22 protein-coding genes and 1 pseudogene are annotated in these 24607 nt (G+C 70.9%); 7 read left to right on the top strand and 16 right to left on the bottom strand.

Annotated features, from left to right (window positions below; all coding sequences use genetic code 11):
• The first annotated feature begins 95 nt into the window (after window positions 1-95).
• Both ACFY0T_RS14730 and ACFY0T_RS14725 read left to right on the top strand, forming a co-directional pair.
• The gene (locus ACFY0T_RS14730; protein WP_388869178.1) at window positions 96-770 is read left to right on the top strand and encodes a DUF5995 family protein; all 675 of its coding nucleotides are present in this window, start codon (window positions 96-98) and stop codon (window positions 768-770) included.
• Window positions 771-867: 97 nt separating this feature from the next.
• A complete protein-coding gene (locus ACFY0T_RS14725) occupies window positions 868-1797 on the top strand; it encodes an LLM class F420-dependent oxidoreductase (protein ID WP_388869175.1) in 930 nt (309 codons plus the stop codon).
• Between the two features lie 27 nt (window positions 1798-1824).
• Here ACFY0T_RS14725 and ACFY0T_RS14720 read toward each other — a convergent pair whose 3' ends face one another.
• The 7 genes from ACFY0T_RS14720 to ACFY0T_RS14690 form a co-directional block, all read right to left on the bottom strand.
• Entirely contained in the window at window positions 1825-3519 is a 1695-nt protein-coding gene (locus ACFY0T_RS14720) for a flavin monoamine oxidase family protein (RefSeq protein WP_388869173.1), read from the bottom strand.
• A gap of 55 nt (window positions 3520-3574) precedes the next feature.
• Entirely contained in the window at window positions 3575-4363 is a 789-nt protein-coding gene (locus tag ACFY0T_RS14715) for a carbon-nitrogen hydrolase family protein (protein WP_388869171.1), read from the bottom strand.
• Between the two features lie 551 nt (window positions 4364-4914).
• Window positions 4915-6390, bottom strand: a complete 1476-nt coding sequence (locus ACFY0T_RS14710; protein WP_388869168.1) for an HAD-IA family hydrolase — start codon at window positions 6388-6390, stop codon at window positions 4915-4917.
• Between the two features lie 212 nt (window positions 6391-6602).
• Entirely contained in the window at window positions 6603-7682 is a 1080-nt protein-coding gene (locus tag ACFY0T_RS14705) for an ABC transporter ATP-binding protein (protein ID WP_388869165.1), read from the bottom strand.
• Between the two features lie 3 nt (window positions 7683-7685).
• Window positions 7686-8504 carry an ABC transporter permease gene (locus tag ACFY0T_RS14700; RefSeq protein ID WP_388869162.1) on the bottom strand — a complete coding sequence of 273 codons (819 nt, stop codon included), beginning with the start codon at window positions 8502-8504 and terminating at the stop codon, window positions 7686-7688.
• Window positions 8492-9406 carry an ABC transporter permease gene (locus ACFY0T_RS14695; protein WP_388869159.1) on the bottom strand — a complete coding sequence of 305 codons (915 nt, stop codon included), beginning with the start codon at window positions 9404-9406 and terminating at the stop codon, window positions 8492-8494. Before ACFY0T_RS14695 ends, ACFY0T_RS14700 begins: the two co-directional genes overlap by 13 nt.
• Window positions 9403-10560, bottom strand: coding sequence for an ABC transporter substrate-binding protein (locus tag ACFY0T_RS14690; RefSeq protein ID WP_388869156.1), 1158 nt, complete (start codon window positions 10558-10560; stop codon window positions 9403-9405). Before ACFY0T_RS14690 ends, ACFY0T_RS14695 begins: the two co-directional genes overlap by 4 nt.
• Before the next feature lie 211 nt (window positions 10561-10771).
• Here ACFY0T_RS14690 and ACFY0T_RS14685 point away from each other — a divergent pair, with 211 nt between their 5' ends.
• The gene (locus tag ACFY0T_RS14685; protein WP_388869153.1) at window positions 10772-11512 is read left to right on the top strand and encodes a GntR family transcriptional regulator; all 741 of its coding nucleotides are present in this window, start codon (window positions 10772-10774) and stop codon (window positions 11510-11512) included.
• Between the two features lie 101 nt (window positions 11513-11613).
• Here ACFY0T_RS14685 and ACFY0T_RS14680 read toward each other — a convergent pair whose 3' ends face one another.
• On the bottom strand, window positions 11614-12066 hold the full coding sequence (locus ACFY0T_RS14680; RefSeq protein WP_015661832.1) for an Lrp/AsnC family transcriptional regulator: 453 nt from the start codon (window positions 12064-12066) through the stop codon (window positions 11614-11616).
• Between the two features lie 10 nt (window positions 12067-12076).
• On the bottom strand, window positions 12077-13567 hold the full coding sequence (locus ACFY0T_RS14675; protein ID WP_388869149.1) for an amino acid permease: 1491 nt from the start codon (window positions 13565-13567) through the stop codon (window positions 12077-12079).
• A 373-nt stretch (window positions 13568-13940) separates the two neighbouring features.
• On the opposite strand from ACFY0T_RS14675, the gene ACFY0T_RS14670 reads away from it, so the two are divergent.
• The 3 genes from ACFY0T_RS14670 to ACFY0T_RS14660 all read left to right on the top strand — a co-directional run bounded on the left by ACFY0T_RS14670 (window position 13941) and on the right by ACFY0T_RS14660 (window position 16872).
• Window positions 13941-15053: an LLM class flavin-dependent oxidoreductase gene (locus ACFY0T_RS14670; RefSeq protein ID WP_388869145.1), complete on the top strand. Its 1113-nt coding sequence runs from the start codon at window positions 13941-13943 to the stop codon at window positions 15051-15053.
• Window positions 15054-15148: 95 nt separating this feature from the next.
• The gene (locus ACFY0T_RS14665; protein WP_388869143.1) at window positions 15149-15931 is read left to right on the top strand and encodes an SDR family NAD(P)-dependent oxidoreductase; all 783 of its coding nucleotides are present in this window, start codon (window positions 15149-15151) and stop codon (window positions 15929-15931) included.
• The gene (locus ACFY0T_RS14660) at window positions 15928-16872 is read left to right on the top strand and encodes a GDSL-type esterase/lipase family protein (protein WP_388869140.1); all 945 of its coding nucleotides are present in this window, start codon (window positions 15928-15930) and stop codon (window positions 16870-16872) included. The genes ACFY0T_RS14665 and ACFY0T_RS14660 overlap by 4 nt, the downstream gene beginning before the upstream one ends.
• A gap of 213 nt (window positions 16873-17085) precedes the next feature.
• Here ACFY0T_RS14660 and ACFY0T_RS14655 read toward each other — a convergent pair whose 3' ends face one another.
• From ACFY0T_RS14655 to rpe, 7 genes and pseudogenes are all read right to left on the bottom strand, one after another.
• Entirely contained in the window at window positions 17086-17481 is a 396-nt protein-coding gene (locus ACFY0T_RS14655; protein ID WP_388869137.1) for a hypothetical protein, read from the bottom strand.
• A gap of 31 nt (window positions 17482-17512) precedes the next feature.
• Window positions 17513-17943: pseudogene (locus ACFY0T_RS14650) on the bottom strand (GNAT family N-acetyltransferase).
• An 84-nt stretch (window positions 17944-18027) separates the two neighbouring features.
• Window positions 18028-19470 (bottom strand): GuaB1 family IMP dehydrogenase-related protein, encoded by a 1443-nt coding sequence (locus ACFY0T_RS14645; RefSeq protein ID WP_388869134.1) that lies wholly within the window; start codon window positions 19468-19470, stop codon window positions 18028-18030.
• A gap of 107 nt (window positions 19471-19577) precedes the next feature.
• Entirely contained in the window at window positions 19578-19955 is a 378-nt protein-coding gene (locus ACFY0T_RS14640; RefSeq protein WP_388869131.1) for a barstar family protein, read from the bottom strand.
• The gene (locus ACFY0T_RS14635; RefSeq protein WP_388869128.1) at window positions 19952-20371 is read right to left on the bottom strand and encodes a ribonuclease domain-containing protein; all 420 of its coding nucleotides are present in this window, start codon (window positions 20369-20371) and stop codon (window positions 19952-19954) included. The genes ACFY0T_RS14640 and ACFY0T_RS14635 overlap by 4 nt, the downstream gene beginning before the upstream one ends.
• A gap of 51 nt (window positions 20372-20422) precedes the next feature.
• Window positions 20423-21466, bottom strand: a complete 1044-nt coding sequence (locus ACFY0T_RS14630) for a sugar-binding transcriptional regulator (protein WP_388869125.1) — start codon at window positions 21464-21466, stop codon at window positions 20423-20425.
• 78 nt (window positions 21467-21544) lie between these two features.
• The gene (gene rpe / locus ACFY0T_RS14625; RefSeq protein WP_388869123.1) at window positions 21545-22231 is read right to left on the bottom strand and encodes a ribulose-phosphate 3-epimerase; all 687 of its coding nucleotides are present in this window, start codon (window positions 22229-22231) and stop codon (window positions 21545-21547) included.
• A 134-nt stretch (window positions 22232-22365) separates the two neighbouring features.
• Here rpe and ACFY0T_RS14620 point away from each other — a divergent pair, with 134 nt between their 5' ends.
• The gene (locus ACFY0T_RS14620) at window positions 22366-24537 is read left to right on the top strand and encodes an MMPL family transporter (protein WP_388869120.1); all 2172 of its coding nucleotides are present in this window, start codon (window positions 22366-22368) and stop codon (window positions 24535-24537) included.
• The last annotated feature ends 70 nt before the right edge of the window (window positions 24538-24607 follow it).

Genomic DNA, 24607 nt, shown 5'->3' with positions numbered 1-24607 from the left:
ACGGACCCACTCCCGCCACGGACGCGTTCCCCCGTTCTGGGGAAGCGTCCGGCCCGGCGGCGCTCCCGCCAGCCTAGGACTGGGACGCTGCCCCTATGGCGCAGTTGGCACAGTTCACCACTCCTGTAGACGCGGTCGTCTCCCGTATGCGCACCCTCGACGCGACGCTGCCCGAGCGGGACGGGATCGCGGTCTTCAACCGCGTCTACCTCACCGTCACCGAGGAGGTCGACCGGCGCCTGGACGCCGGGGAGTTCCCGGATCCCGAGGCCGCGATCACGCTGGACGTGCGGTTCGCGGAGCGCTATCTGGCGGTGGCCGAGGAGGGCCGTCCACCGGCCTGCTGGCGCCCGCTGCTTCAGTTCCGGCGTCATCCCGGTGTACGTCCGCTGCAGTTCGCGCTCGCGGGCATCAACGCGCACATCGGGCACGATCTGGCGCTGGCCGTCGTGGACACCTGTCGTACGCTCGGCTGCGAACCGGCCGATCTGGAGGACGAGTTCGACCGCGTGGGCGACCTCCTCGTCTCGCTGGAGGAACGCGTCCGCGAAGATCTGATGCCGGGCCCCGACCTGCTCCAGATCGCCGATCCGCTCACCCATCTGCTCGGCTCGTGGAGCCTCGAGCGAGCCCGCGACGCCACCTGGTCGGCGGCGCGGGCCCTGTGGGCGCTGCGCGGCCTGCCCGACCTGGCGGAAGAGTTCGGCGACCGCCTCGACGCCGCGGTCGGCTTCGCCGGCCGGATGCTGCTCACACCGCTGCCGGGCTGATCAGGTCACACCACCGCGTACGGCGCGGAACGCGACGTAGTAAGCGATACGTTGCTGATCGATACGTCTGATGCATCTGATGCAAAGGAGCACAAGCATGGCCACTCGGCTCGGGCTGAGTCTTCCGCAAACGCACCAGTACGACATCGGACGCGATGTGCCGGACGTGGCGCGCCTGGCCGAGGAGATCGGCTACGAGAGCCTGTGGGTGTTCGAGCGCGCCCTGTTCCCGGAACCCGCGACTCAGGGGCTGTACGGCATGCCGGGAGTGCCCTGGCCCTCGTCGTACCGCGGCCTCGCCGAGCCACTGGTGACGCTGACGCTGGCCGTCCCGGCCACTCGGCGGGTCCGGCTCGGCACAAGCGTCCTGGTCGCCCCGCTGCACGGCCCGTTCCAGCTGGCCAGGGCCCTGGGCACGCTGGACGCGGCGAGCGGCGGCCGGGTCGTCGCGGGTCTGGGCACGGGCTGGTCGCTCGACGAGTACGCGGCAGCGGGGGTGGCGCCCTTCGAGGAGCGCGGTCAGGTCCTGGACGAGGTCCTCGACGTGTGCCGCGCGGTATGGGGTCCGGACCCGGTGGAGTACGAGGGCCGCTTGACCAAGATCGCGTCGGCCGTGGTCTCCCCCAAGCCCGCCCGGCCGATCCCGATCCTGCTGCCCGCCTTCACCAAGAAGTCGCTGTCCCGGCTCGTCGAGCGCGGAGACGGCTGGATGCCGGTGGCCATGGGGGCCGAGCAGCTCGCCACGCAGTGGCAGGGAGTGCGGAACTACGCGGCCGAGCGCGGGCGGACGGAGCCCATCCAGTCGGTGGCGCGGGCGAACCTCCAGTACACGGCCAAGGCGTACGACGGCTCGGACCGCGCCCCCTTCCAGGGCAACATCGACCAGATCGTGACGGACCTCGCGGCCCACGCCGAGGTCGGCCTCGACGAGTTCTTCCTCGACTTCGGCGACGCCCCGCGGGACGCCGGGGAACTCAAGGACCTGGCCGCCGAGCTGTACACGGCGGCTCGGGCGGCCGGAATCTGAGCCCCGGGGACGAACCCGCCCCCGGCCTCAGTCCTCGGGCAGCTCGACCGGCGCGATCTCGTCGTAGACGTCGCCGGGCCCGGGGTTGGTCGGGTCGGTCGTCCCGCCCAGCTGGTGCATGACGCCCCAGACCGCGTTCAGCGCGGTCTGCACGGCGCCCTCGGCCCAGCCGGCCGTCCAGGAGATGTCGTCGCCCGCGAGGAAGATACCCCGCTTGTCCTCGGGCAGCCGGTCCTGCATGAAGTGGGTGAACAGGCGCCGCTGGTAGCGGTAGTGGCCCGGCAGGTTGGCCTTGAACGCGCCCATGAAGTAGGGCTCGTTCTCCCAGGACACGGTCACCGGGTTGCCGATGATGTGCTTCCGGATGTCGACCTTCGGGTAGATCTCGCCGAGCGACTTCAGCATGACCTCCATCCGCTCGTTCGCGGACAGCGGCAGCCACTTGAGGCTGTCGTCGCACCACGTGTACGAGAGACAGATGACGGCGGGCTTGTCCGGACCGTCGTCCAGCAGGTAAGTCCCGCGCGTCATACGGTCGGTGAGCGTCATCGACATGACGTCCCGGCCGGTCTCCTCGTCCTTGTCCAGCCAGAAGGGCCGGTCGACCGGCACGAAGAGCTTCGAGGACTCCATGTAGTGAGTGCGCTCGATGGCGGTCCAGTGGTCGATCGGGAAGAGCGAGTCGTCGCAGGCGATCTTGGAGAGCAGCATCCAGGACTGGGCGGTGAAGACGGCCGCCTTGTACGTACGGATGTCGCCGTTCGCGTCCGTGACGGTGATCTGGTTGCCGGCGGTGCGGTGCAGGCGGGTCACGGCCGGGCGCGGGGTGCCGTCGTGCAGCTTGGCGAGCGACGTGCCGTACGCCCAGTGCACGATCTTCTCCGGCTCGCGCTCCCACAGGCGCAGCGGCAGCTGCTGGGAGCCGCCGACGATGCCGCGGTGGTGGTCGTCGGCCTCGGTGTAGACGACGCGCAGGATCTCGAGGATCGAGTTCGGGAAGTCGGTGTCCCAGCCGCCGGTGCCGAAGCCGACCTGGCCGAAGATCTCGCGGTGCCGGAAGGACTTGAAGGCCTCCGAGTCGCACAGGAAGCCGTAGAAGGTCTGGTTGTCGAGCTTCTCGACGAGCTTCGCCCAGATCTCGCGGATGCGCGGGACGTCGCGCTCGCGCATGGCCTGGTTCATGTCGGAGAAGTCGGCGCCGTCTTCGAGGCAGGCGTTCCAGGCGTTCATCACATCGCGGTAGACCTGCGGCAGGTCGTCGACGGTGGTCGCGTAGTGCGACTCGCCCTTGAGGTCGACGACCGTCGAGGGCGTCGCCTCGGCGAGGGGGTTGGGGAACGGCCGGGTCTGAAGGCCCACCAGGTCGATGTAGTGCTGGAGGGCGGTGGAGGACGGCGGGAAGCGCATGGCGCCCATCTCGGCGGTCAGCGAGGGGTCGCACCCGTCGAAGCCGACCGTCCGCAGCCGGCCGCCGATCTCGTCGGCCTCGTACACGACGGGCTTGAGGCCCATCTTCATCAGCTCGTACGCGGCCACGATGCCGGACAGGCCGCCGCCGATGACCGCGACCTCGGTGCCGTGCTCGGTCGCGGGTATCTGGCCGAGACCCGCGGGGTGCGCGAGGAAGTCGTCGTACGCGTACGGGAAGTCCGGGCCGAACATGGTGATCGGCGGCTGCTGCACATCGGCGTGCTGGACGGCGTTGGGCACCGTGGACGTCATGGGGTACGGACTCCTTGCGGGAAAGCTGGTGAGGGGGAAGCTTGGCGAGTGACCGTCAGATGAGGGACCCGTAGAGACCGGGGCGGCGGTCCTTCAGATACGGGTTCTCCTCGCGCGAGGCCGCGAGGAAGACGGGGTCGGCGTCGGCGAAGACCAGTTCCTCACCGCGGCCGGCCCGGACGCGGGCGACCCCGTCGGGTCCGGCGAGGGTGGAGAGCCCGACGAACTCGAACTCCCCTTCCTGGCCGACCCGGTTGACGTACGCGACGTACATCTGGTTCTCGAAGGCGCGCACCGGGACGACGGACTCGGCGACGAACTGGAACGGGTGCATCTGCGCGGTCGGCACGAGCAGGAGGTCGGTACCGGCGAGGGCGTGCCCGCGGACGTTCTCCGGGAACTCGACGTCGTAGCAGATCATGAGGCCGACGCGGAGGCCGTTCAGCTCGGCCTGCACGACCGGCTGCTCGCCGGGCGTGAAGTGGTCGCGCTCGAAGCAGCCGAAGAGGTGGGTCTTGCGGTAGTTCGCGAGGCGGGTGCCGTCGGCTGAGATCAGCTGGGCGGAGTTGAAGACGGACTCGCCCGCGCGCTCGGGGTAGCCGTAGACGACCGCTACACCGTGCCGGGTGGCGATCTCGGCGATCGCGTCCGCGGAGTCGCCGTCAGCGGGCTCGGCGAGGCGGGCGATGTCGTCGCCGATGGCGTACCCGGTCAGGAACATCTCCGGCGCGACCAGGAGCCCGGCGCCAGCGGCGGCGGCACGACCCGCGGCCTCGTCGAGCACCTTGAGGTTCTCGACGATCGAGCCGGGGCGGCCGGAGCTCTGGAGCAGGGCTGTGCGCATGCGTGTTCCTCACCGGTACGGAGGGGTTGGGGGTGAGCGGCGCCGGGGAACTGCGGGTGCGTTCCCGCGTCGTGCGGCACGTGCCCTCGGCGTGCCGGACGAAGGCCCTCGTAGCGCGGAGCTACTTGGGCCTTTGACTGGTGCGGCGAGAGTGCGTGCCGGGCGGCGTGGGGCCTGCCCGCACTTCCCCGGGGTCGCTCAGTTAGACGGTACGGTCGGCGGGCTCGGCCGGACAAGAAGGAGCCGTTGCGCGCCACTGAACGAATCGTTGCGTGGACCATGGGCTCCGCGGCGATTCGTTGCGCGCCCTCAGTCGGAGCCCGGATCCCCCTTGAGACGCAGGTCACAGACACGGCCCCGGGCCGGACGGCGGGAACCTGCCCGGGGCTCCCCCGGAGCTGCCCCTGGCCCCCTTGGGGCTCCGCCCCTGGACCCCCGCTCCTCTCCAGCCCGTCCGGCGTTCGAGGACGAGCGCGAAGCGCGACACGGGGGTCTGGGGGCGGAGCCCCCAGAACGGGACGGGTAGGGGCGGAGGGGGCGAAGAAACGCTTCTAGCGGAGCCCGAACGTGGTGAGCACCGCCGCGTGGTCCGACGGCCAGTCGTTGCCGGCGACGTCGGGCCACACCCGCGGGGCGCCCGTGACGACGGTGCGGGAGTCGAGCACGCTCAGGCCCCGGTGCAGCACGAAGTCGATCCGGTCCTGCGGCTCCGGACGTCCACTGCCGTCCTCGTGCTCCACGTGGACCGGCGACCAGGTGTACCCGGGATCCCGGACGGGATCGGGGTGGGCCTCGCGGTACGAGTCACGCAACCCCGCGTCCTCGGCGGCCTTCGTCACAGGCCACTCGACATCCGCCCAGTCCAGGTGCGAGGGGGCATTGAAGTCACCGACCAGCAGGACGGGGACACCGTCCGCCGCGGATTCGGCGATCTGCCGCAGGATCTCCCGCATCTGCGCCAGCCGCCCGCCCTCGTGGGCGACCAGCTCAACCGCCAAAAGCCCGTCGAAGCGGGCCTCGTAGGGCCCGTACGGCGTGTAGTCGAGGTGGGCGCTCCAGACGTCCACCTCCTCCCCGCCGTCCAGCCGAATCCGTACCCCGGTCCCCCCGTAGAAGCCGACGTCCGGGTCGCCGAGACGGGCGGTGATCGGGTACCGGCTGATGACGCCGAGGTTCTCGCCCGCCCGGTGGTGGTGCCAACCGAGGGCGGCGGCGAGTTCGGCCGCCGAGTTCCCGTACGTCTCCTGGAGACCGACCACATCCGCACCGGTCTCCACGATGACCTTGAGCTGCTTCTCCCGGTGGTCGTCGACCTTGGTTCCGCCGTACCAGAGGTTCCAGGTCATCACCCGCAGCGCGCGGGGCGCGACCATGGCGCGCAGCCGTGCCGGTGTCACCTGCTCCAGGCTGGCGAGGATGGTGCGCCCGGCCGCGGGGGCGATCGGCGCGAGGGAGGGCACCGCGAGCACGGCGCAGCCGGCGGCCTCCGCGGAGGTGACGCCGGTCTGGGTGTCCTCGACGGCCACGCACGCGGCGGGGTCGACGCCGAGGGCACGGCAGGCGGCGAGGTAGGGATCGGGGGCGGGCTTGGTGCGCTCGGTGTCGTCGGCGGTGACGGAGGCGGCGAAGCGTTCGGCGCCGAGGGCTTCGAGGACCGTGTCGGCCACCGCTCTGGGGGACGCGGTCACCAGGGCGGTGGGGACGCCGTCACGGGCCAGGGCATCCAGCAATTCGGTCGCCCCCGGGCGGGGCACGATGCCGGTGCGGACCCGGTCCGCGAACTCCCGGTGCAACTCGGCGGCGATCCCCTCCGCCGACGCACCCGTGATCCCGCCGAGCCACCCGGCCGTGTACTCGACGGGCCGCCCGAGCACCTCCGGCTGATCGGCGCGGGCCAGCGGCCGCCCGAGCCCGTCGGCCACCTGCTCCACCGCCTCCCACCACAGCCGCTCGGTGTCCACGAGCGTGCCGTCCATGTCGAACAGGACGGCCTGGAGCGGAAGTTGGGGGGTGGTGCGGTGGGTCACGGTGCTCTCTTTCGTCGGTGGGGAGATCTCGGCGAGGGGCCTCGGCGGGGACCTCACCGGAATCCAGTGGGACCCGTGGGACCCACTGGGATCCAGTGGGATCCAGTGGGATCCAGTGGGATCCAGCGAGGTCCAGTGGGATCCTCAGTGGTGACCCCACTGAAGACCTGGGCCGGGGCGGCCGGGCCTCAGCGTGCGAAACCCGGCCCCCTTCACTTCGTACGCTCGGCGACCAGCACCGCCCGCTCCGGCAGACTCACCGTCACGGCGGCCCCCGATCCGAGCACCGCGGCCTCGTGCGTGGGCAGGTCGGCCTTGACCTCGGTGCCGTCGGCGAGCCGCACGGTGACCCGGGTGGCCGCCCCGAGGAACGCGGTGGCCATGACCCGCGCGTCACCGGCGTCGTCCGCACGCACCCGCACCGCCTCGGGCCGTACGAGCACATCCACCTCCCGTACGGCGGGCGCGTCCCCGTCCACCGGCAGCCGCTGGCCCAGCACCTCGACCACGCCGGAGTCCAGCCGACCCGGAATCCGGCTCATCGTGCCCACGAACTCGGCGACGAAGGCGGTCGCGGGCCGCCCGTACAACTCGGCGGGCGCGGCGCACTGTTCGAGCCGCCCGGCCCGCATGACCGCGACCCGGTCCGCCATGGACAGGGCCTCTTCCTGATCGTGTGTCACGAAGAGCGTGGTGATGCCGAGTTCCTGCTGGAGTCGGCGGATCTCCTCGCGCAGGGTGAGTCGCACCTTGGCGTCCAGCGCGGACAGCGGTTCGTCGAGCAGCAGGACCCGGGGCCGGAGGGCGAGTGCGCGGGCCAGGGCGATGCGCTGCTGCTGGCCGCCGGAGAGCTGGTGCGGGAAGCGCTCGCCCTTGTCGGCCAGGCCCACGAGGTCGAGCAACTCTGCGGCACGGGCCCGCCGTTCGGCCGTACGCACCTTGCGCATGCGCAGTCCGAAGGCCACGTTGTCGAGGGCGCTGAGGTGCGGGAAGAGGCTGTACGACTGGAAGACCATCCCGGCGTCGCGGCGGTGCGCCGGGACGCGCGTGACGTCCTCGCCGTCGACCAACACCTCGCCGGAGTCGGGGTGTTCGAACCCGGCGAGCATGCGCAGCGCGGTGGTCTTGCCGCAGCCGGACGGGCCGAGCAGGGCGAGGAGTTCGCCGGGCCGGACGGTCAGGTCGAGCCCGTCGAGGGCAACGGTCGGACCGAACTCCCGCCGCAGGCCCCGGAATTCAACGGTGGCGGCCTTCTCAAGGGCCTCAAGGGTCTCAGGCGTGGCGACAGTCATGGTTCATCCCCGGGAGGCGGAAGCGGTACGGGAGCGCCCGCCGAGCCCGGCGAGCGAGAGGAGCAGTGCCCAGGTGACGAGCAGGCTGAGCACGGAGACGGCGACGGACAGCTGGGCCTGTGAGCCGCCGACGCTGTAGATCCACACGGCGAACGGCTGGAAGCCGAGCAGCTGGGCGACCGTGAACTCGCCGAGGACCAGCGCCAGTGTGAGGAAGGAGGCGTTGAGCAGCGCTCCGCGCAGATTGGGCAGCACGACCCGGACCAGCGCCTGCGGCCAGCCCGCGCCGCAGCTGCGGGCGGCCTCGACGAGGGTGCGTACGTCGATGGCGCGCAGCCCGGCGTCCAGGGCCCGGTACACGAACGGCAGCGCCATCACGACGTATGCGAGGACGAGCACGAACGGGAAGTCCGGGTTCTGGATGGCCACGAACGTCTGGAACAGCGGCGTACGGGAGAGGTGTTCGGGCCCCCACTTCAGCACGGTGGCGATCCCGGCGACGAAGGCGATCGGCGGAACGACCAGCGGCAGCGAGCACACCACCTCGACGACCGGCCGCAGCCGGGGCGCGCCGAGCCGCAGCGCGACCATGGCGGGCACCATCAGGACCAGCACCACGGCGATGGTGGCGGCGGCCAGTTCCAGTGAGAGGAGCAGGCTGGAGACGAAGCCGTCGGTGGAGACGATCTGGCTGTACGCGTCGAAGGTGACGCCCTGGCCGGGCACGTCCACCGTGAAGATCACGGACGCGGCGAGCGGGACCAGGAAGTACAGCGCGGCGCAGCCGAGGACGACCCAGCGCCACAGGTTCAGGCGAGCCATCGCGCACTCCGTCGTTGCAGGGGCAGGTACACGGCCATGACCAGGCCCGCGATGAGGACCATGTCGAGGCTGAGGGCGAGCGCCACGTTCTCCTGGCCGACCAGGACATTGCCGGAGATGGCGTCGGCGATCTGCAGGGTGACCAGCGGGACCGCGCTGCCCACCATCGCCGCGGCGGTGGCGTACGCGGCGAAGGCGCTGCCGAAGAGGAGCACCAGACCGCCGAGCAGCGAGGGCGCGAGGACGGGCAGCGCCACGTGCCGCCAGTACTGGACGGAGGTCGCGCCGTTGTTCTGCGCGGCCTCGCGCCACTGGGAGCGGAGGCCGTCGAGGGCGGGCGTGATGGTGAGGACCATCAGCGGAATCAGGAAGTACAGGTAGACGATCACCAGACCCCAGAAGCTGTAGAGGTTCCAGCCCTTGTCGGTCAGGCCCAGGTGCCGGGTCAGCACACCGGAGTTGCCGAGGGTGGCGACGAACGCGAAGGCCAGCGGGACGCCGCCGAAGTTGGCGAGGACACCGGACGCGGTGAGCACCGCCTCGCGCAGCGCGCGGAAGCGGGAGGTCACCACGGCCTGGGCGAGCGGCAGTCCGAGGATGGTCGCGATGCCCGCGGAGACCGCGGACAGTTTGACGCTGCCGATCAGGGCGGTGAGGTACGCGCCCTTGAGGGAGCCGGTCAGATTGGCCGTGGTGTACGAAGTGGCGCCGGTGGCCTGGTCCTTGACGGTGAAGGCGCCGTTCAGCATGGCCAGAGCGGGGATCCCGAAGGCGATCGCCACGAAGGCGAGCAGCGGGACGACGGCGAGCCAGCCGGGGGCGCGGCGCCGCCGCTGCTGCTGCCGTGCAGCAGCAGCGGCGGACGCCACGTCGGCCTCGGCCTCGGTGAGGACGGCGGTCATCCGGAGACGGCCTTGCCCCAGCCCTGGGCGAGGACGCCCTTGGCCTTGCTCTGCTGGGCCTCGGTCGGGAAGCTCGGCGTGCCCGAGACCTCGGGGAGCTTGGCGGCGGCGGTCTTGTCGAGCGTGCCGGCCTTCTCCATGGCGGTCATCAGGGCCGGGCGGGCGTACCCCTTGAGCCAGAGGTTCTGGCCCTCGGCGCTGTAGAGGTACTCCTGCCACAGGCGGGCGGCCGCCGGGTGCGGGGCGTCCTTGTTGATGGCCTGCGAGTAGTACTGGGAGAACTTGCCGTCGGTCGGGACGGTGACCTTCCAGTCGACGCCCTTGGACTTGAACTCGTCGGCGTAACCGGCGTTCAGGTAGTCCCAGTCGATGCTGATCGGGGTCTCGCCCTTCTCGACGGTGGCCGGGGTCGACTCGACGGGCGTGTAGTTGCCGTTCTTCTTCAGCTTGGCGAAGAAGTCGAGGCCGGGCTGGATGTCGTCGAAGGAACCACCGTTGGCCAGCGAGGCCGCGTACACGCCGCCGAAGGCCGAACCGGACTTGGTGGGGTTGCCGTTGAGGGCGACCTGGCCCTTGTACTGCGGCTTCAGCAGGTCCTTGAAGGTCGTCGGGCACTCCTTGACCTTCTTGGCGTCGCAGCCGATGGAGATGTAGCCGCCGTAGTCGTTGTACCACTGCCCCTTCGGGTCCTTCTGGCCCTCGGGGATGTCACCGAAGGAGGCGACCTCGTAGGGCGCGAGCAGCCCCTGCTGGGCGGCGCTCAGCGCGAAGGAGCTGCCGAGGTCGAGGACGTCGGGGGTCCGGTCCTGGCCCTTGCGCGACGTGACGGCGTTGATCTCGTCCTGGCTGGAGCCGTCCGGGTTCTCGACCTCGACCTTGATGCCGTACTTCTTCTTGAAGCCGTCGATCAGGGCGCCGTAGTTGGCCCAGTCACGGGGCAGCGCGATCGCGTGCAGCGTGCCCTCCTTCTTGGCGGCCTTGACCAGGGCGTCGAGGCCGCCGAAGTCCGCGGCCGAGGTCGCGGTGGCCGCGCTCTTGCCGTTGGCGGTGGTCGCCTTGTCGTCGGGAGCGGCGCCACAGGCGCTCAGGGCGAGTGCGGCGGCGACGGCGAGGCCGCCGGTGAGGACGGCGGTCCTCGGCAGGAACACGGTCACGGTCTCTCCAGGAGTACGCACGAGGGTGGGGTGGGACGGAGAACTTGTCTGAACAAGTTGGCCCCAGTAGGCCCGTCGCGGGTGTCCTGTTCGTAAACTTTGACGAAACCGTAACCCCCGATTCCCTGCACAATCGCGGCCCGCGCCGATCATCCTCGGCTCTCGATTAGGCTGGTCATGCTGTGCACAGCAGTCGGATCAGAGGGGAAGCATGGCGGCGCGACACGAGGAGATCGCCGACGAGCTGCGGCGGGCGATCGACCGCGAGGAGTACACGGTGGGCAGTCTGCTGCCCGCGGAGACGGACCTCGCGGCCCACTACGGCGTCTCGCGCGGCACGGTCCGCCAGGCCGTCGCCGCCCTGACCGCCGAGGGGCTCATCGGCTCCCGCCAGGGCGCCCGCCGTGTGGTCCTGGCCAGCCGCCGCAGCCAGAGCTTCGCCGAACTGCGCAGCTTCGCCCAGTGGGCGCGCGCGATGGGCCGCGAGGCGACGGGGCACGTGGTGACCCAGGAGTACCACCCGGCGACCGCGGAGGACGCCGTCCGCCTCCAACTCCGTGAGAACACGCCGGTGTTGCACGTCCTGCGCGTCCGCGGCCTGGACAGCGAACCGGTCCTGCTGGAGCGGACGGTGTACGCGGACTGGATCTCCCCCGCCGTCGAGGCGATCGAGCCCGACTGTCCCTCCGTCACCCAACGACTCTTCGAGGACACCGGTCTCGTCTTCGCCTACGGCGAGCACGTCATCGACGCGGTAGCGGCGGGCGCCCAGGACGCCGACCTCCTCGACGTCCGCCGCACCAGCCCCCTCCTCCGCGTCCGCCGCGTCACCACCACACGCGAAGGGCGCCCGGTGGAGTGGTCGGACGACCGCTACCGCTCGGACGCCGTGAGCTTCAGCGTGCACAACTCGATCGGGAACAACGCGCTGGCGAGAAAAACAGCGGAGTAACTTCGTGAGCCCCGCGAGGAGGAGCGCCCCTTTAGGGGCGCGGGGAACTGCGCGACAAGCCACAACCAACCCGCAGCCGCCAACGAATCCCCCAGAGGCACCTACGTAGGCGACCCGGACGAAAACCTCCGCAGCAGCGGCGAGAGGACAAGCACGGACTTCGTCCGTTCCACGAACGGCTCCCCGGCGATCCGCTCCAGCACCCGCTCGAAGTGCCGCATGTCCGAGGCGAAGACCTGCACCACCGCATCCGCCTCCCCGGTCACGGTGGAGGCGGCCACAACCTCCTGATACCGCTCAAGACCGCGCTGAATCGTCTCCGGCGAGGTATTCCGGCGGCAGTAGATCTCGACGAACCCCTCGGTCTCCCACCCGAGCGCCGCCGGGTCCACCCGCACGGTGAACCCGGTGATGGCCCCGGTGGCCCGCAACCGGTCCACCCGTCGCTTCACCGCGGGCGCGGACAGCCCGACAAGTTGCCCAATGTCGGCGTAGGAGCGACGCGCATCCTCGGCGAGGGCGTGCACGATGCGTTCGTCGAGATCGTTCAGCACTGCGGGTGGTTCACTTTTCTGCGAGGGTTTCTGCGGTGGTGTCTGCCGTTGCGATACGGGACCGGCGGTAGCCGTAACTGAAGTAGAACACGAGCCCGACGGCCATCCAGACTCCGAAGACCACCCAGGTGACGGTCGACAGGCTGCCCATCATCCACACGCACAGGACGAAGCCGATCGCGGGCAGCACGGGCGACAACGGAACCCGGAAGGTGCGTCGCATGTCCGGGCGCGTCCGGCGCAGCACCACGACGGCGATGTTGACCAGCGCGAAGGCGAAGAGCGTACCGATGCTGGTGGCGTCGGCGAGTTGGCCGAGCGGAATCGCGGCGGCGAGGACACCGCAGAACAGCGAGACGATCAACGTGTTGGCACGGGGCGTACCCGTCTTCGGGTGGACCCGTGCGAAGACCTTGGGCACCAGCCCGTCACGGGACATCGCGAAGAGGATGCGGGTCTGGCCGTACAGCACGGTCAGGACGACGCTCGCGATGGCGATGACGGCGCAGGCGGCCAGCAGCGTGCCCCAGAAGGTCTGCCCGGTGACGTCCTTCATGATCTCGGCGAGCGCGGCCTCCGAGTCGTTGAACCGCTGCCAGGGCTTCGCGCCGACGGCGACGGCCGCGACGAGGACGTACAGCGCCGTCACGATGACCAGCGAGAGCATGATCGCGCGCGGCAGGTCGCGCTGCGCGTTCTTCGCCTCTTCACCGGCGGTGGAGGCGGCGTCGAAGCCGATGTACGAGAAGAAGAGCGTGGCACCGGCGGCGCTGACGCCCGCCATGCCGAGCGGCATGAAGTGCTCGTAGTTGCCCGAGCGGAAGCCCTGGATGCCGATGGCACAGAACAGCACCAGCGCGGCGATCTTCACGACCACCATGATCGTGTTGGCGCGCGCCGACTCCTTCGCGCCGCCGATCAGGAACGCCATCGCGAGCAGCACCACGATCAGCGCGGGCAGGTTGAAGATGCCGCCGTCGCCGGGCGGCGCGGACAGGGCGTCCGGGATGGTGACGCCGATCGTGCCGTCGAGCAGCTCGTTCAGGTATTCGCCCCAGCCGACCGCGACCGCGGCCACCGACACGCCGTACTCCAGGACCAGACACCAGCCGCAGATCCAGGCGATCAACTCGCCCATCGTTGCGTACGCATACGAGTACGAGGAGCCGGAGACCGGGATGGTGCCCGCCAGCTCGGCGTACGAGAGGGCGGAGAAGAGGGCCGTGAGGCCGGCGATCACGAAGGACAGGGTGACCGCGGGGCCGGCCTTGGGGACGGCTTCGCCGAGGACGACGAAGATGCCGGTGCCGAGCGTGGCGCCGATGCTGATCATGGTCAGCTGCCACAGCCCGAGGGAGCGCCGGAGCGACCCTCCCTCACCCTGGCCACCCTCGGCGACCAGGCGTTCTACGGGCTTGCGGCGCATGAGGCGCGCGCCGATCCCCGGGGACGGTGGGGCGGATGTGGTGCGGGACTGCGGGGGTGCGCCTTGGTCGAGCACGCGCTGGCTCCTTCATCGCTGCCGGTCGGGACGGCGGGGACCAGCGGCACCCCTGCGAGCAGGAACCCACCGAGCGGGGTCCCCGCCACGCCTATGTACAGCGCTTGACCCTATGAGTCCGGCCTTCACGGGCGTAATGCAGCAACCTTGCGCATCTCCGCAAGATCGTTGCGTTCATCGCATCTCGGCGCATGTTCGTTGCGCGGGGCCTTTCGATGGTTGCGTGGGGCGCCTTTCGCCCCGGACCGTCGGCGCCTCTCGGCCCGGACCGCGGGCGCCTTTCGGCCCCGGCGGGCGGTTGCGGAGGCCGTGTGGATTGACACCTCGTCAGGTCTGTTTCACGGTGTTCGCCGGTCGATACGGGAGGCACGGCATGGACCTGGATGTCCTGTACGAGATCGACGTACCGAAGCCCTGGAAGGGACCGCACCCGTACGGTCAGCGCGCGGCCGAGCAGCGGGCGTACCGCGAGGCCGTCGAGCAGATCCGGCTCGCGGACAGGATGGGCTTCCGCACGGTGTGGGCGGTGGAGCACCACTTCCGCGAGGGACGCTCGCACTGCCCCGCCCCTGAGGTGCTGCTCGGCCATCTCGCGGCGCTGACCGAGCGCATCCGCCTCGGCTTCGGCGTGACCCTGACCCCCTTCGGTTTCACTCCCCCGCAGCGGATCGCGGAGAAGGTCGCCGCCGTCGACGTACTGTCCGACGGGCGCGTGGAGTGGGGCACGGGCCGCTCGACGCCCATGGAACAGACGGCGTTCGGCGTCGACCGGCCCAAGTCGCGGGAGGACTGGCGCGAGGCCATCGAGATCGTCACCGGGATGTGGCGCGAGGAGTACTTCGCGTACGAGTCGCCGCGCTTCTCCTTCCCCCGCCGCATGGTCACGCCGAAACCGGTCCAGGATCCGCATCCGCCCTGCTGGATGGCGGCGACCTCGCCCGGCTCGGCGGAGGTGGCGGGCACGAGCGGCCTCGGCCTGCTCTCCTTCTCGATCATGCAGCCGCTGGAGGCGATGGCCCGCCAGGTCGCCGCCTATCGCGAGGCGGCCCGCACCCCGCACCCGATCACGGACGTCACGACGGACCGCGTCGCCGCGTACACCCTCGTCCACGCGGCCGACCGCCCGGGCAAGCGCGTCTGGGACTCGGTCGCCTGGTGGTACGAGAACCTCGCCCGCTTCACCCTCGACTGGGAGCTCCCGCACCTCTCCCCCGAGGAACGCGAGCGCGCCTTCCCGCTCCTGAACCCGATCATCCAAGGAGCCGTCCCCGTAAGGGAGTTCAACGACGGGGACATGATCCTCATCGGCGACGCCGAGACGATCGTCCGCAAGGCGAAGCACTACGCGGACCTCGGCATCGACCAGCTCATCTGCTACGTCCAGTGGGGCTATCTGGAGCACCGGGAGATCCTGCGCACGCTCGAGATCCTGGGCAAGGAAGTCATCCCGGAGCTGGCGGGGTACCGGCCGAAGGCGGCGCCGTGACTCCAGGCACCGCGACCCCAGGCCCCATGACCCCAGAAGCCGCGCCCCCAGGCCCCATGCCCCCTGACCCCAAGTCCCCTTTGGACACGTCCCCGGTGCCCGACTACGCCTCCCTCCACCGCCTCGACGGCCGGTCGTTCGTCCTCCTGGGCGCCGGCAACGGCATCGGCCGCCAGACCGCGCACGCGCTCACCTCGGTGGGCGCCCGGGTGCTCTGCGTCGACGTGGACAAGGAACGCGCCGAGGCGGTCGCGGCCGAGACGGGCGGGGTCCCGTACGTCGCCGACGCGACACGTCGCGAGGCCGTACGGGACCTTTTCGCTTATGCCGTACGGGAGTTGGGGCCGGTCCGCGGAGTCGTCGACATCGTCGGCATGGCCCAGTACGCCCCCCTGGACGCGATGGACGACCAGAGCTGGGACTGGCACTTCGACCTGGTGCTGCGGCACGCCTGGCTCGCGGTCCAGTACGGCGGCACGGCGGTCGCCGAATCCGGCGGCGGCCCCCTCGTGTTCGTCGCCTCCGTCTCCGGCCTGACCTCGGCACCGCTGCACGCCGCGTACGGCGCCGCGAAGGCCGGTCTCGTGTCGCTGGTCCGCTCGGCGGCGGTGGAGTTCGGGCCACGCGGAGTACGGGTCAACGCCGTTGCGCCCGGGGCGGTGTGGACCCCGCGCGTCGCCGCACTGCTCGGCGAGGAGGGCCGCCGCCGCAACGCCGAGAACGCCCCGCTCGGCCGCATGGCCGAACCCGCCGACATCGCCTCGGCCCTGCTCTTCCTGGCGTCCCCGCTCTCCTCGTACGTCACCGGCCAGACCCTTGTCGTGGACGGCGGCGTCACGGTCAAGTTCCCTTACCCGACGATCGGCGGCCCACGATGAAGAACCTCCTGCGCGGCATCGCGTGGTGGTCGGACGACGGCCGCCCGCTGCGCGCCGACCCGGCCGACCGTGACCGGCTGCCGGCCGACACCTGGTCGCGGGCGCTCGTACCGGCGGGCGTACGCCTGGAGTTGAGGTGCCGCGGGGTGTCCGCGCTGCGGATCCGGTACGCGGCGACGGAGCCGTCCCTCGTGGACGCGTACCGCGCCGCCGACCCCGCCTTCACCCTGCTGTCGGGCGAGGAGGTGGCGGCCGAGGTCCGGGCGCGCCCGACGGACGACGGCACGGCGGTACTCGAACTCCCCTACTCCGACGGCGAGTTCACAGTGCATCTGCCGGAGGCGCTGTGCCCCCTGATCCGCGCCGTCTCCGCCGACGCGGGCACGGTCGAGCCCACTCCCGCACGCCGACGCTGGCTCGTCTACGGCGACTCGATCGCCGAGGGCTGGGCGGCCTCCCGCCCGCATCTCGCCTGGCCCGCGATCGCCGGACGCGCGCTGGGCGTCGACACGGTGAACCTCGGATACGCGGGCGCGGCGCGCGGCGAACTCGCCTCGGCCGAGCAACTGGCCTCGCTCGACGCCGACTTGATCACCGTCGCCTTCGGCACCAACTGCTGGGCGCGGCCGGCGTATTCGGCCGCGCTGCTGTACGAGGTGGTGCGGGCGTTCCTGACGGTGCTCCGCCAGAGCCACCCGCACACTCCGCTCCTGGTCGTCTCCCCCGTCGTACGCCCCGACGCGGAGACCACCTCGAACCGCCTCGGCGCCACGCTGACGGACCTGCGCGAGGCGCTGGAGCGGGCCGCACACGACGTACCCCTGCTTCCCGGAGCCCCACTCCTGGACGCGTCCCACCTGGTGGACGGGGTACATCCGGGCGACGCGGGTCACACTCTGCTGGCGGAGGCGGTGGTGGAGGCACTACGGAAGACGAGCTGAGGCCAACCGTGGCGCACCGTGGTTTTTCGCCCCCTCCGCCCCTACCCGTCCCTGGGGCTCCGCCCCAGACCCCGCTCCTCAAACGCCGGAGGGGCTGATTCTTTCAGCCCGTCCGGCGCTTGAGGACGAGCGCGTCAGCGCGATAGCGGGGGTCTGGGGGCGGCAGCCCCCAGGTACGGGACGGGTAGGGGCGGAGGGGGCGAACACACGGCCTCAGCCTCCGTCCGGCCCCCCGGCAATCGCCCGCGCCCGCGCCACGTCATCGTCGTCGAACCCCATCTGCCCGGGCCGCCCGTACGCCGCCGCCTGCGCGTCGATCCACCGGGTGTGGGCCTCCCACGCGGCCTGCTTGCTGGTGCCCAGCGCGGCCCCGATCTGCGACCAGGAGGCCCCGGCCTCGCGGGCGGCGCGGACGGTGAGCTGACGGCCGTACGCGGCCTTGCGGGCGACCACCTCGCTCAGTGCGAGGAGTTCGAGGAGTTCGGCCCGGTCGAGCGCCTCAGCGTCGCTCCCGGCCCCGGCGAGCGACTCCCGTACACGCAGCTCGTCGAGGCGGGCCACGGCGGTCAGCAGGGTGTACTGCGGCTCGATGCTCTGCGGCGTAGTCATGCCATCAGCGTCGCGTCAAGCCGCCTTGACGTCAAGAGTGCTTGACGTCAGCTCGACGAGGGGCCAGCTCCTTGACCAGGAAGGTGCACGGGTCGGCGCACTCACGGGTCTTACCGTCGGCGTCCTCGTACGACCAGCGGTCGACGTACCCGGTCAGGGGCCGGTACCCGAGCCGCGCGTACAGCTCCGCCGCGCGCGGGTTGTCCGCGCCCACCCCGAGCTCGATCACGTCGCCTCCGCGCTCACGCGCCGGCTCCTCGGCCGCCCGGATCAGCGCGCTGCCGATACCCGCGAGCGCAGGTCCTCGGGCCAGACGCCCAGCCCGTTGATTTCGGGACAGCCGGAGCGCGCGGCCCGTACCTCGGGGGCCGAGCAGCCGATCCAGCGCACCTCCGCGTGCTCGTCGAGCCAGGCCGCGAGATAGGTGCTTGCGCCGACGGCCCCGCACACGGCGATCCCCATCCGGCCGGCCCTAGTGGCCCACGTACGCCGACGGCCCCCGTGGTCGCACCACGGGGGCCGTCCGGAAAAGCACAAGGAAGCGCGTCAGCTCCAGCTGGCGTGCAGCGGCTTGCCCTCGGCGTAGCCGGCCGCGCTCTGGATGCCGACGATGGCCTTGTCGGCGAACTCCTCGAGGGAGTTGGCACCGGCGTAGGTGCAGGAGGAGCGGACGCCCGCGATGATCGAGTCGATCAGGTCCTCGACGCCCGGGCGGGACGGGTCGAGGAACATGCGCGAGGTGGAGATGCCCTCCTCGAACAGCGCCTTGCGGGCACGGTCGTACGCCGACTCGTCGCTGGTGCGGTTCTTGACGGCGCGGGACGACGCCATGCCGTAGGACTCCTTGTAGAGGCGCCCGTCGGCGTCCTGATGGAGGTCGCCCGGCGACTCGTACGTGCCCGCGAACCAGGAGCCGATCATGACGTTGGACGCGCCCGCGGCCAGCGCCATGGCCACGTCGCGCGGGTGACGGACACCGCCGTCGGCCCACACGTGCTTGCCGTACTTCTTCGCCTCGGCGGCGCACTCCAGGACGGCGGAGAACTGCGGTCGGCCGACGCCGGTCATCATGCGGGTGGTGCACATGGCGCCGGGACCGACACCGACCTTGACGATGTCCGCGCCCGCGTCGATGAGGTCCTTGACGCCCTCGGCGGCGACGATGTTGCCCGCGACGATCGGCACCTGCGGGTCGAGCGCCCGCACCGTCCTGATCGCGCTGATCATCGACTCCTGGTGGCCGTGCGCCGTGTCGATGACGAGCGTGTCGACGCCCGCGTCGAGCAGCTGCTTGGCCTTGCCCGCGACATCGCCGTTGATGCCGACGGCGGCGGCGATGCGCAGCTTGCCGTTGGCGTCGGTGGCCGGGGTGTAGAGCGTGGCGCGCAGGGCGCCCCTGCGGGTGAGGATGCCGGCGAGCTTGCCGTCCGCGTCCACGGCGGGGGCGTAGCGGCGGTTGGCGTGGTCGAGCTTGTTGAAGGCATCGCGCGGCTCGATGTCGGCGTCGAGAAGCAGCAGGTCCCTGGACATGACCTCGGTGAGCTGCGTGAAGCGGTCCACGCCGGAGAGGTCGGCGTCGGTGACCACACCGATCGGGCGGCCGTCCTCGTCCACGACGACGCCCGCGTTGTGCGCGCGCTTGTTCAGCAGCGCCAGCGCGTCGGCGACGGTCTGGTGGGGGGCGAGGACGATCGGGGTGTCGAGCACCAGGTGGCGTCCCTTGACCCAGGAGATGACCTCGGTGACGACCTCGATCGGGATGTCCTGCGGGATGACGACGAGGCCGCCGCGGCGGGCGACGGTCTCGGCCATCCGGCGACCCGCGATGGCGGTCATGTTGGCGACGACGAGCGGGATCGTGGTGCCCGTGCCGTCCGGGGAAGCGAGGTCCACGCCCTGACGCGAGCCGACCGCGGAGCGGCTGGGCACCATGAAGACGTCGTCATACGTCAGGTCGTACGGGGGCTGGATGTCATTGAGGAAACGCACGTGCTGCACATCCCAGTCGATCAGAGGTGGCCCCCGGACAGGTCAGCCAGGGGGAAGAGCACGTACTTCATTGTCCCATGTCGGCCGCTATGCGATGCCCTCACAGATCATCCAGGCTGGTCAGAGGGCAGTTCGTCGGATCCTCCAAGGGAGAGGACGACGGACAGCGTCGCGTCGTGCTCCTGGTAGTTTCCCGCGGCGGACGCCAGGACCTCCTGGACGATCTCCCACTCGTCGGGCCGTGCGAGCGCGTAGGGCCGCCAGCCGGTCAGCACGAGCAGTCTGCCCGGGCTCGCGGGCCCCCAGTCGGGGTCGCCCAGGACGTCCGCGAGCGCGTCCCAGTTCCGGCCGAACCAGTCGGGCAGGTCGAGGGCGCGGACGCAGCGCTCCATGAAGCCGATCTTGTCCCTGACTCCGGTGAGGTCGAGCTCGGTGATCTGCCATCCGGCCGCGCGGCACACGTTCGCGAAGGGCCCGTGGGTCATCTCAGCACCGCCCTGAACGAGTTGTAGTGATCATCGGTGTAGTAGATCTCACCGCCCTGCCCGGCGACAATGCGCCGGGCTCCCCGGTCGCGCTCGCCGGGCGTTCTGACCGTGTACTCGTGGTAATAGCCGCGTGGCTGCCGCGGCAGCTGCCGCTCGAAGTTGCCGAAGACGGCACCGTCCTTGGCGTACGGGAAGGGGCCGCCCTGGTCGATGAGGGCAAGAGTCTCGCGGGCCTCGGCGGGGAGCCGGTCCTCGGCGACGGTCCGCATGTCGCCGACCCATGACGGAGTCGACACCGCCGTACCGGCGTCCGCCGAGGACGCACCGGTGTCGGTTGACGCGCAGCCCGTCAGCAGCACTCCGAGGCACAGGAACAGGCCCGCGAACGCGCGAGGGACGGACCGCAGCAGCATGACGTCGATGCTGCCACGACCGTCTCCTCACAGCGCGGGCGCGCGGAACCCTCAGGGCCCGTCGGGGTCCGCCCGGTTCAGGGCCGGGCGGGGCGTCGGCCCCGCCGTCATCAGATAGTCCGCGGCCGACGTGTCCGTCACCAGGCTGGTGACGAGCCCGGAGCGCAGTACCGCGTCGATGGCGGCCGCCTTCCGCTGCCCGCCCGCGATGGCGACGACCTCGGGGATACGCCGCAGCCGGTCGGCCTCGACCGTGATGCAGCGCTCGCCCAGGTCACGGCCGACCCGACGGCCCTCGGCGTCGAAGAGGTGCGCGGACATCTCGGCGGCCACACCGAGGGACGCGTAGTGGGCGCGCTCCTCGTCGCTGAGCATGTCGTGCACCGTGGAGATGCCCGGCTCCCAGGAGCCGATGGACACGCACGCGACCGTGACCTTGTCGAAGTACTCGAAGGCGCGCGCGATCCCGGTCTGGTTGCGCAGCGCGGCCGCGGTGGCCGCGTCGGGCAGCAGCATCGGCGCGTAGATGGGGTGGGCGTCCCCGCCCGACACCTGGGCGGCGCGCCGCACCGCCTCCACCGATCCGCGCTCGGCCGTCCCGGCGTCGTACACGCCCGTCAGCTGCACCACCGTGCACGGCGGCAGCCGGTCGAGGGCGGCCGCCATGTGGATGGTGGAGCGGCCCCAGGCGAGGCCGAGGACATCGCCCTCGTTGACGAGCTCGCCGAGCAGGTCGGCGGCCACTTCTCCGAGGTTCTCGGGATCGGGCGACTCCTCGGCGTCGGCCGGGGACTCGACGACGACGGCGTGCCTGAGGCCGTAGCGGGCGCGCAGCGCGTCGGAGCGCTCCGCGTCCAGCTCGGCGGGCACACGGATCTCGATCCTCACCAGATCCCGTTCGAGAGCGGTCTCCAGGACCCGGGCCACCTTGAAGCGGCTGACGCCGAACTCCTCCGCGATCTGGATCTTGGATTTGCCCTCGAGGTAGAAGCGGCGGGCCATGGCCGCCGCCTGCACCAGCTCAGCGGGTCCCATCCGCATGGCTGACCGGCCCGCCGACATACCCGACACGGCGATCTCCTCACTGCTGTTCACACTCTGGATTCGCCGTTCATCCTTGCAGATCCGGCGTACTTGATCAGCCCTGATGGGCGGCGTTCACGTTCCCTTGGCTCAGTGGTCGCACGCCCAGGCCGCGTGGGCCGTGGCGGCCTGGGCCTGACTGCGCAATGCACGTACCGCCTGGGCCGGGTCCGCCGCCCCGTAGACCGCCGAACCGGCGACGAAGACGTCGGCTCCCGCCTCCGCGCACCGCTCGATGGTGGACGCCGACACACCGCCGTCGACCTGGAGCCACAGTTCGAGGCCGTGCTTGCTGATCAACTCACGGGTGCGGCGGATCTTGGGAAGCATGATGTCAAGGAACGCCTGGCCACCGAAACCGGGCTCGACCGTCATGATCAGCAGCATGTCGAGCTCGGGGAGCAGGTCCTCGTACGGCTCGATGGGGGTCGCGGGCTTGAGCGCCATGGAGGCGCGGGCGCCCTTGGCCCGGATCTCGCGGGCGAGTCGCACCGGCGCGGCGGCCGCCTCGGCGTGGAAGGTGACGGAACCGGCACCCGCTTCCACGTACTGAGGCGCCCACCGATCGGCGTCCCGGATCATCAGATGGCAGTCCAGCGGCGTGTCCGTCGCACGGGCGAGCGACTCTACGACCGGCACACCGAGCGTGAGGTTCGGTACGAAATGGTTGTCCATGACGTCGACATGGAGCCAGTCGGCTCCTTCCACCGCCCTTGCCTCCTCGGCAAGACGGGAGAAGTCGGCGGACAGGATGCTGGGGTTGATCTGCACGGCCATGACCCAAGACTGCCATGCCCGGCACCGGTTGCTCTCCTCGGTCCAGACCTAGGCCGTTCTACGGATGTTGTGGCGCCGTCCGACATGCCATGCTGGGCGCCCCACCGGCACCAGAAGCGGCTACGGGGGTGGCCATGACGGACGGGAAAGAGCGCCACGTGCGCCAGGGACTCATCGGGTTCGTGTGCGGGCGGCGCAGCAAGTGGCTGATCGTCGGCCTGTGGCTGGTGGCGCTCGTGGTGGCGGCGCCGCTCGCCTCCAAGCTCACCGACGCCCAGGACAACGACGCGGCCTCCTGGCTGCCCGGCTCCGCCGAGTCCACCCAAGTCCTCGACACGTCCAGCAAGTTCAGGCCGGAGCAGATCCCCGCGGTCGTCGTCTACGCCCGCGAGGGCGGACTGACCGCCCAGGACAAGCAGGCGATCGCCCAGGACGTCCAGCAGATCAAGGGGCTGACCGCCCACGGCGTACGCGGCGCCGAGACGCGCGGCCCCGTCTACAACACCCCGACCTCGCCCCAGGCCGCCCAGATCTACGTGCCGATCACGATGGACAAGAAGGGCTGGGAGGAGATCGCGCCCGCGGTCGACTCCCTCCGCGACCAGGTCGGCAAGGGCGGCGGCGGGCTGTCCGTCCACATCACGGGACCGGGCGGCACCTCCGCCGACTTCTCCAAGGCCTTCGAAGGCATCGACTCGACGCTGCTGTTCTCCGCGATGGGCGTCGTGATCGTGATGCTGCTGCTCACCTACCGCAGCCTCAGCCTGATCTTCGTGCCGCTGATCGGTGTGGTCGCCGCGCTCTTCACGTCCCAGGCGCTGATCTATCTTCTCGCGAAACACGCGGGCCTTACCGTCAACGGTCAGAGCGCGGGCATCCTCACCGTCCTCGTCTTCGGTGCGGGCACGGACTACGCGCTGCTCCTGGTCGCCCGCTACCGCGAGGAGCTGCGCCGCCACGACGACCGCCACGAGGCGATGGCCCTCGCCCTGAACCGCGCGGGCCCGGCGGTGCTCGCGTCCGGCGCGACGGTCGTGCTGAGCATGCTGGTGCTGCTGGGCGCCGAGATGAACTCGACGCGGGGCCTGGGCCCGGTGGCCGCCATCGGCGTGGCGGTCGCCCTCCTCGCCATGCTCACGCTCTTCCCGGCTCTGCTGCTGGTCTTCGGCCGCTGGATCTTCTGGCCGGCGATCCCGCACTTCGGCTCGGCCGACCCGACCGCGAGTGGTGTCTGGGCCCGCATGGGCCGCCGTATCGCCCACCGCCCGCGCGTCGTCTGGGGCGCCACGGCCCTCGCCCTGGCCGCCCTCTCCCTCGGCCTGCTCCAGATCCGCGCCGAGGGCATCAGCAACGCGGACGCATTCACCGGCAAGCCGGACTCGATCACCGGCCAGGAGATCTCCGAGCGGTACTTCCCGGCAGGCAGCGGCGATCCGCTGGTCATCGTCTCCGACCAGGCCCAGGGCGACCGGGTGCGCGCCGCGGTGGCCGGTACGAAGGGCGTGGTGCCCGACAGCATCACCGTGCCCCCGGGCACGAAACCCTCGTACGACGGCAAGGTGCTGTTCGAGGCGACGATGACGGCCCCCGCCGACAGCGAGGCCGCGAAACAGACGGTCGAGCGCGTACGGGACGCGGTGCACGCCGTGCCGGACGCCGACGCCCGGGTGGGCGGCGGCACCGCGGCCCTGCTCGACATGGACGCGGCGACCACCCACGACAACATCCTGATCATCCCGGCGGTCCTGCTGGTCGTCCTGCTGATCCTGGGGGTGCTGCTGCGCGCCCTGGTGGCCCCACTGCTGCTGATCGGCACGGTTGTGCTGTCCTTCGCGGCGGCGCTCGGCGCCAGCGCGCTCGCCTTCCGGCACCTCTTCGACTACGCGGGCGAGCAGACGGACTTCCCGCTGTTCGTCTTCGTGTTCCTGGTGGCCCTCGGCATCGACTACAACATCTTCCTGACCACCCGGATCCGCGAGGAGGCGACCCACCAGGGCACCCGCGCGGGCGTGGTGACGGGCCTGGCGGCGACGGGCGCGGTCATCACGTCCGCGGGTCTGGTCCTGGCCGGCACCTTCGCCGCCCTCGGCACCCTCCCGATGGTCGCCTTCGCCGAGATCGGCTTCGCGGTCGCCCTGGGCGTCCTGCTGGACACGTTCATCGTGCGGTCGATCCTGGTGACGTCGCTGTTCCTGGACGTCGGATCGAAGGTGTGGTGGCCGCACCGGCTGGCACACGAGGACGGCTCGGCGCGGCCCTCGGTGACGCCTTCGGAGGCTCCGGAACCGGCGTCACGGCCTGACTAGGACGGCCCTGGGCCAGGTGCCGGACCAGGACGGCCCTGGGTCCAGGTGCCGGACCAGGACGGCCTATCGC

This window comes from Streptomyces sp. NPDC001530 (assembly GCF_042894545.1).
Lineage (GTDB): Bacteria > Actinomycetota > Actinomycetes > Streptomycetales > Streptomycetaceae > Streptomyces.
This window is presented reverse-complemented; position numbering and strand designations above follow the sequence as displayed.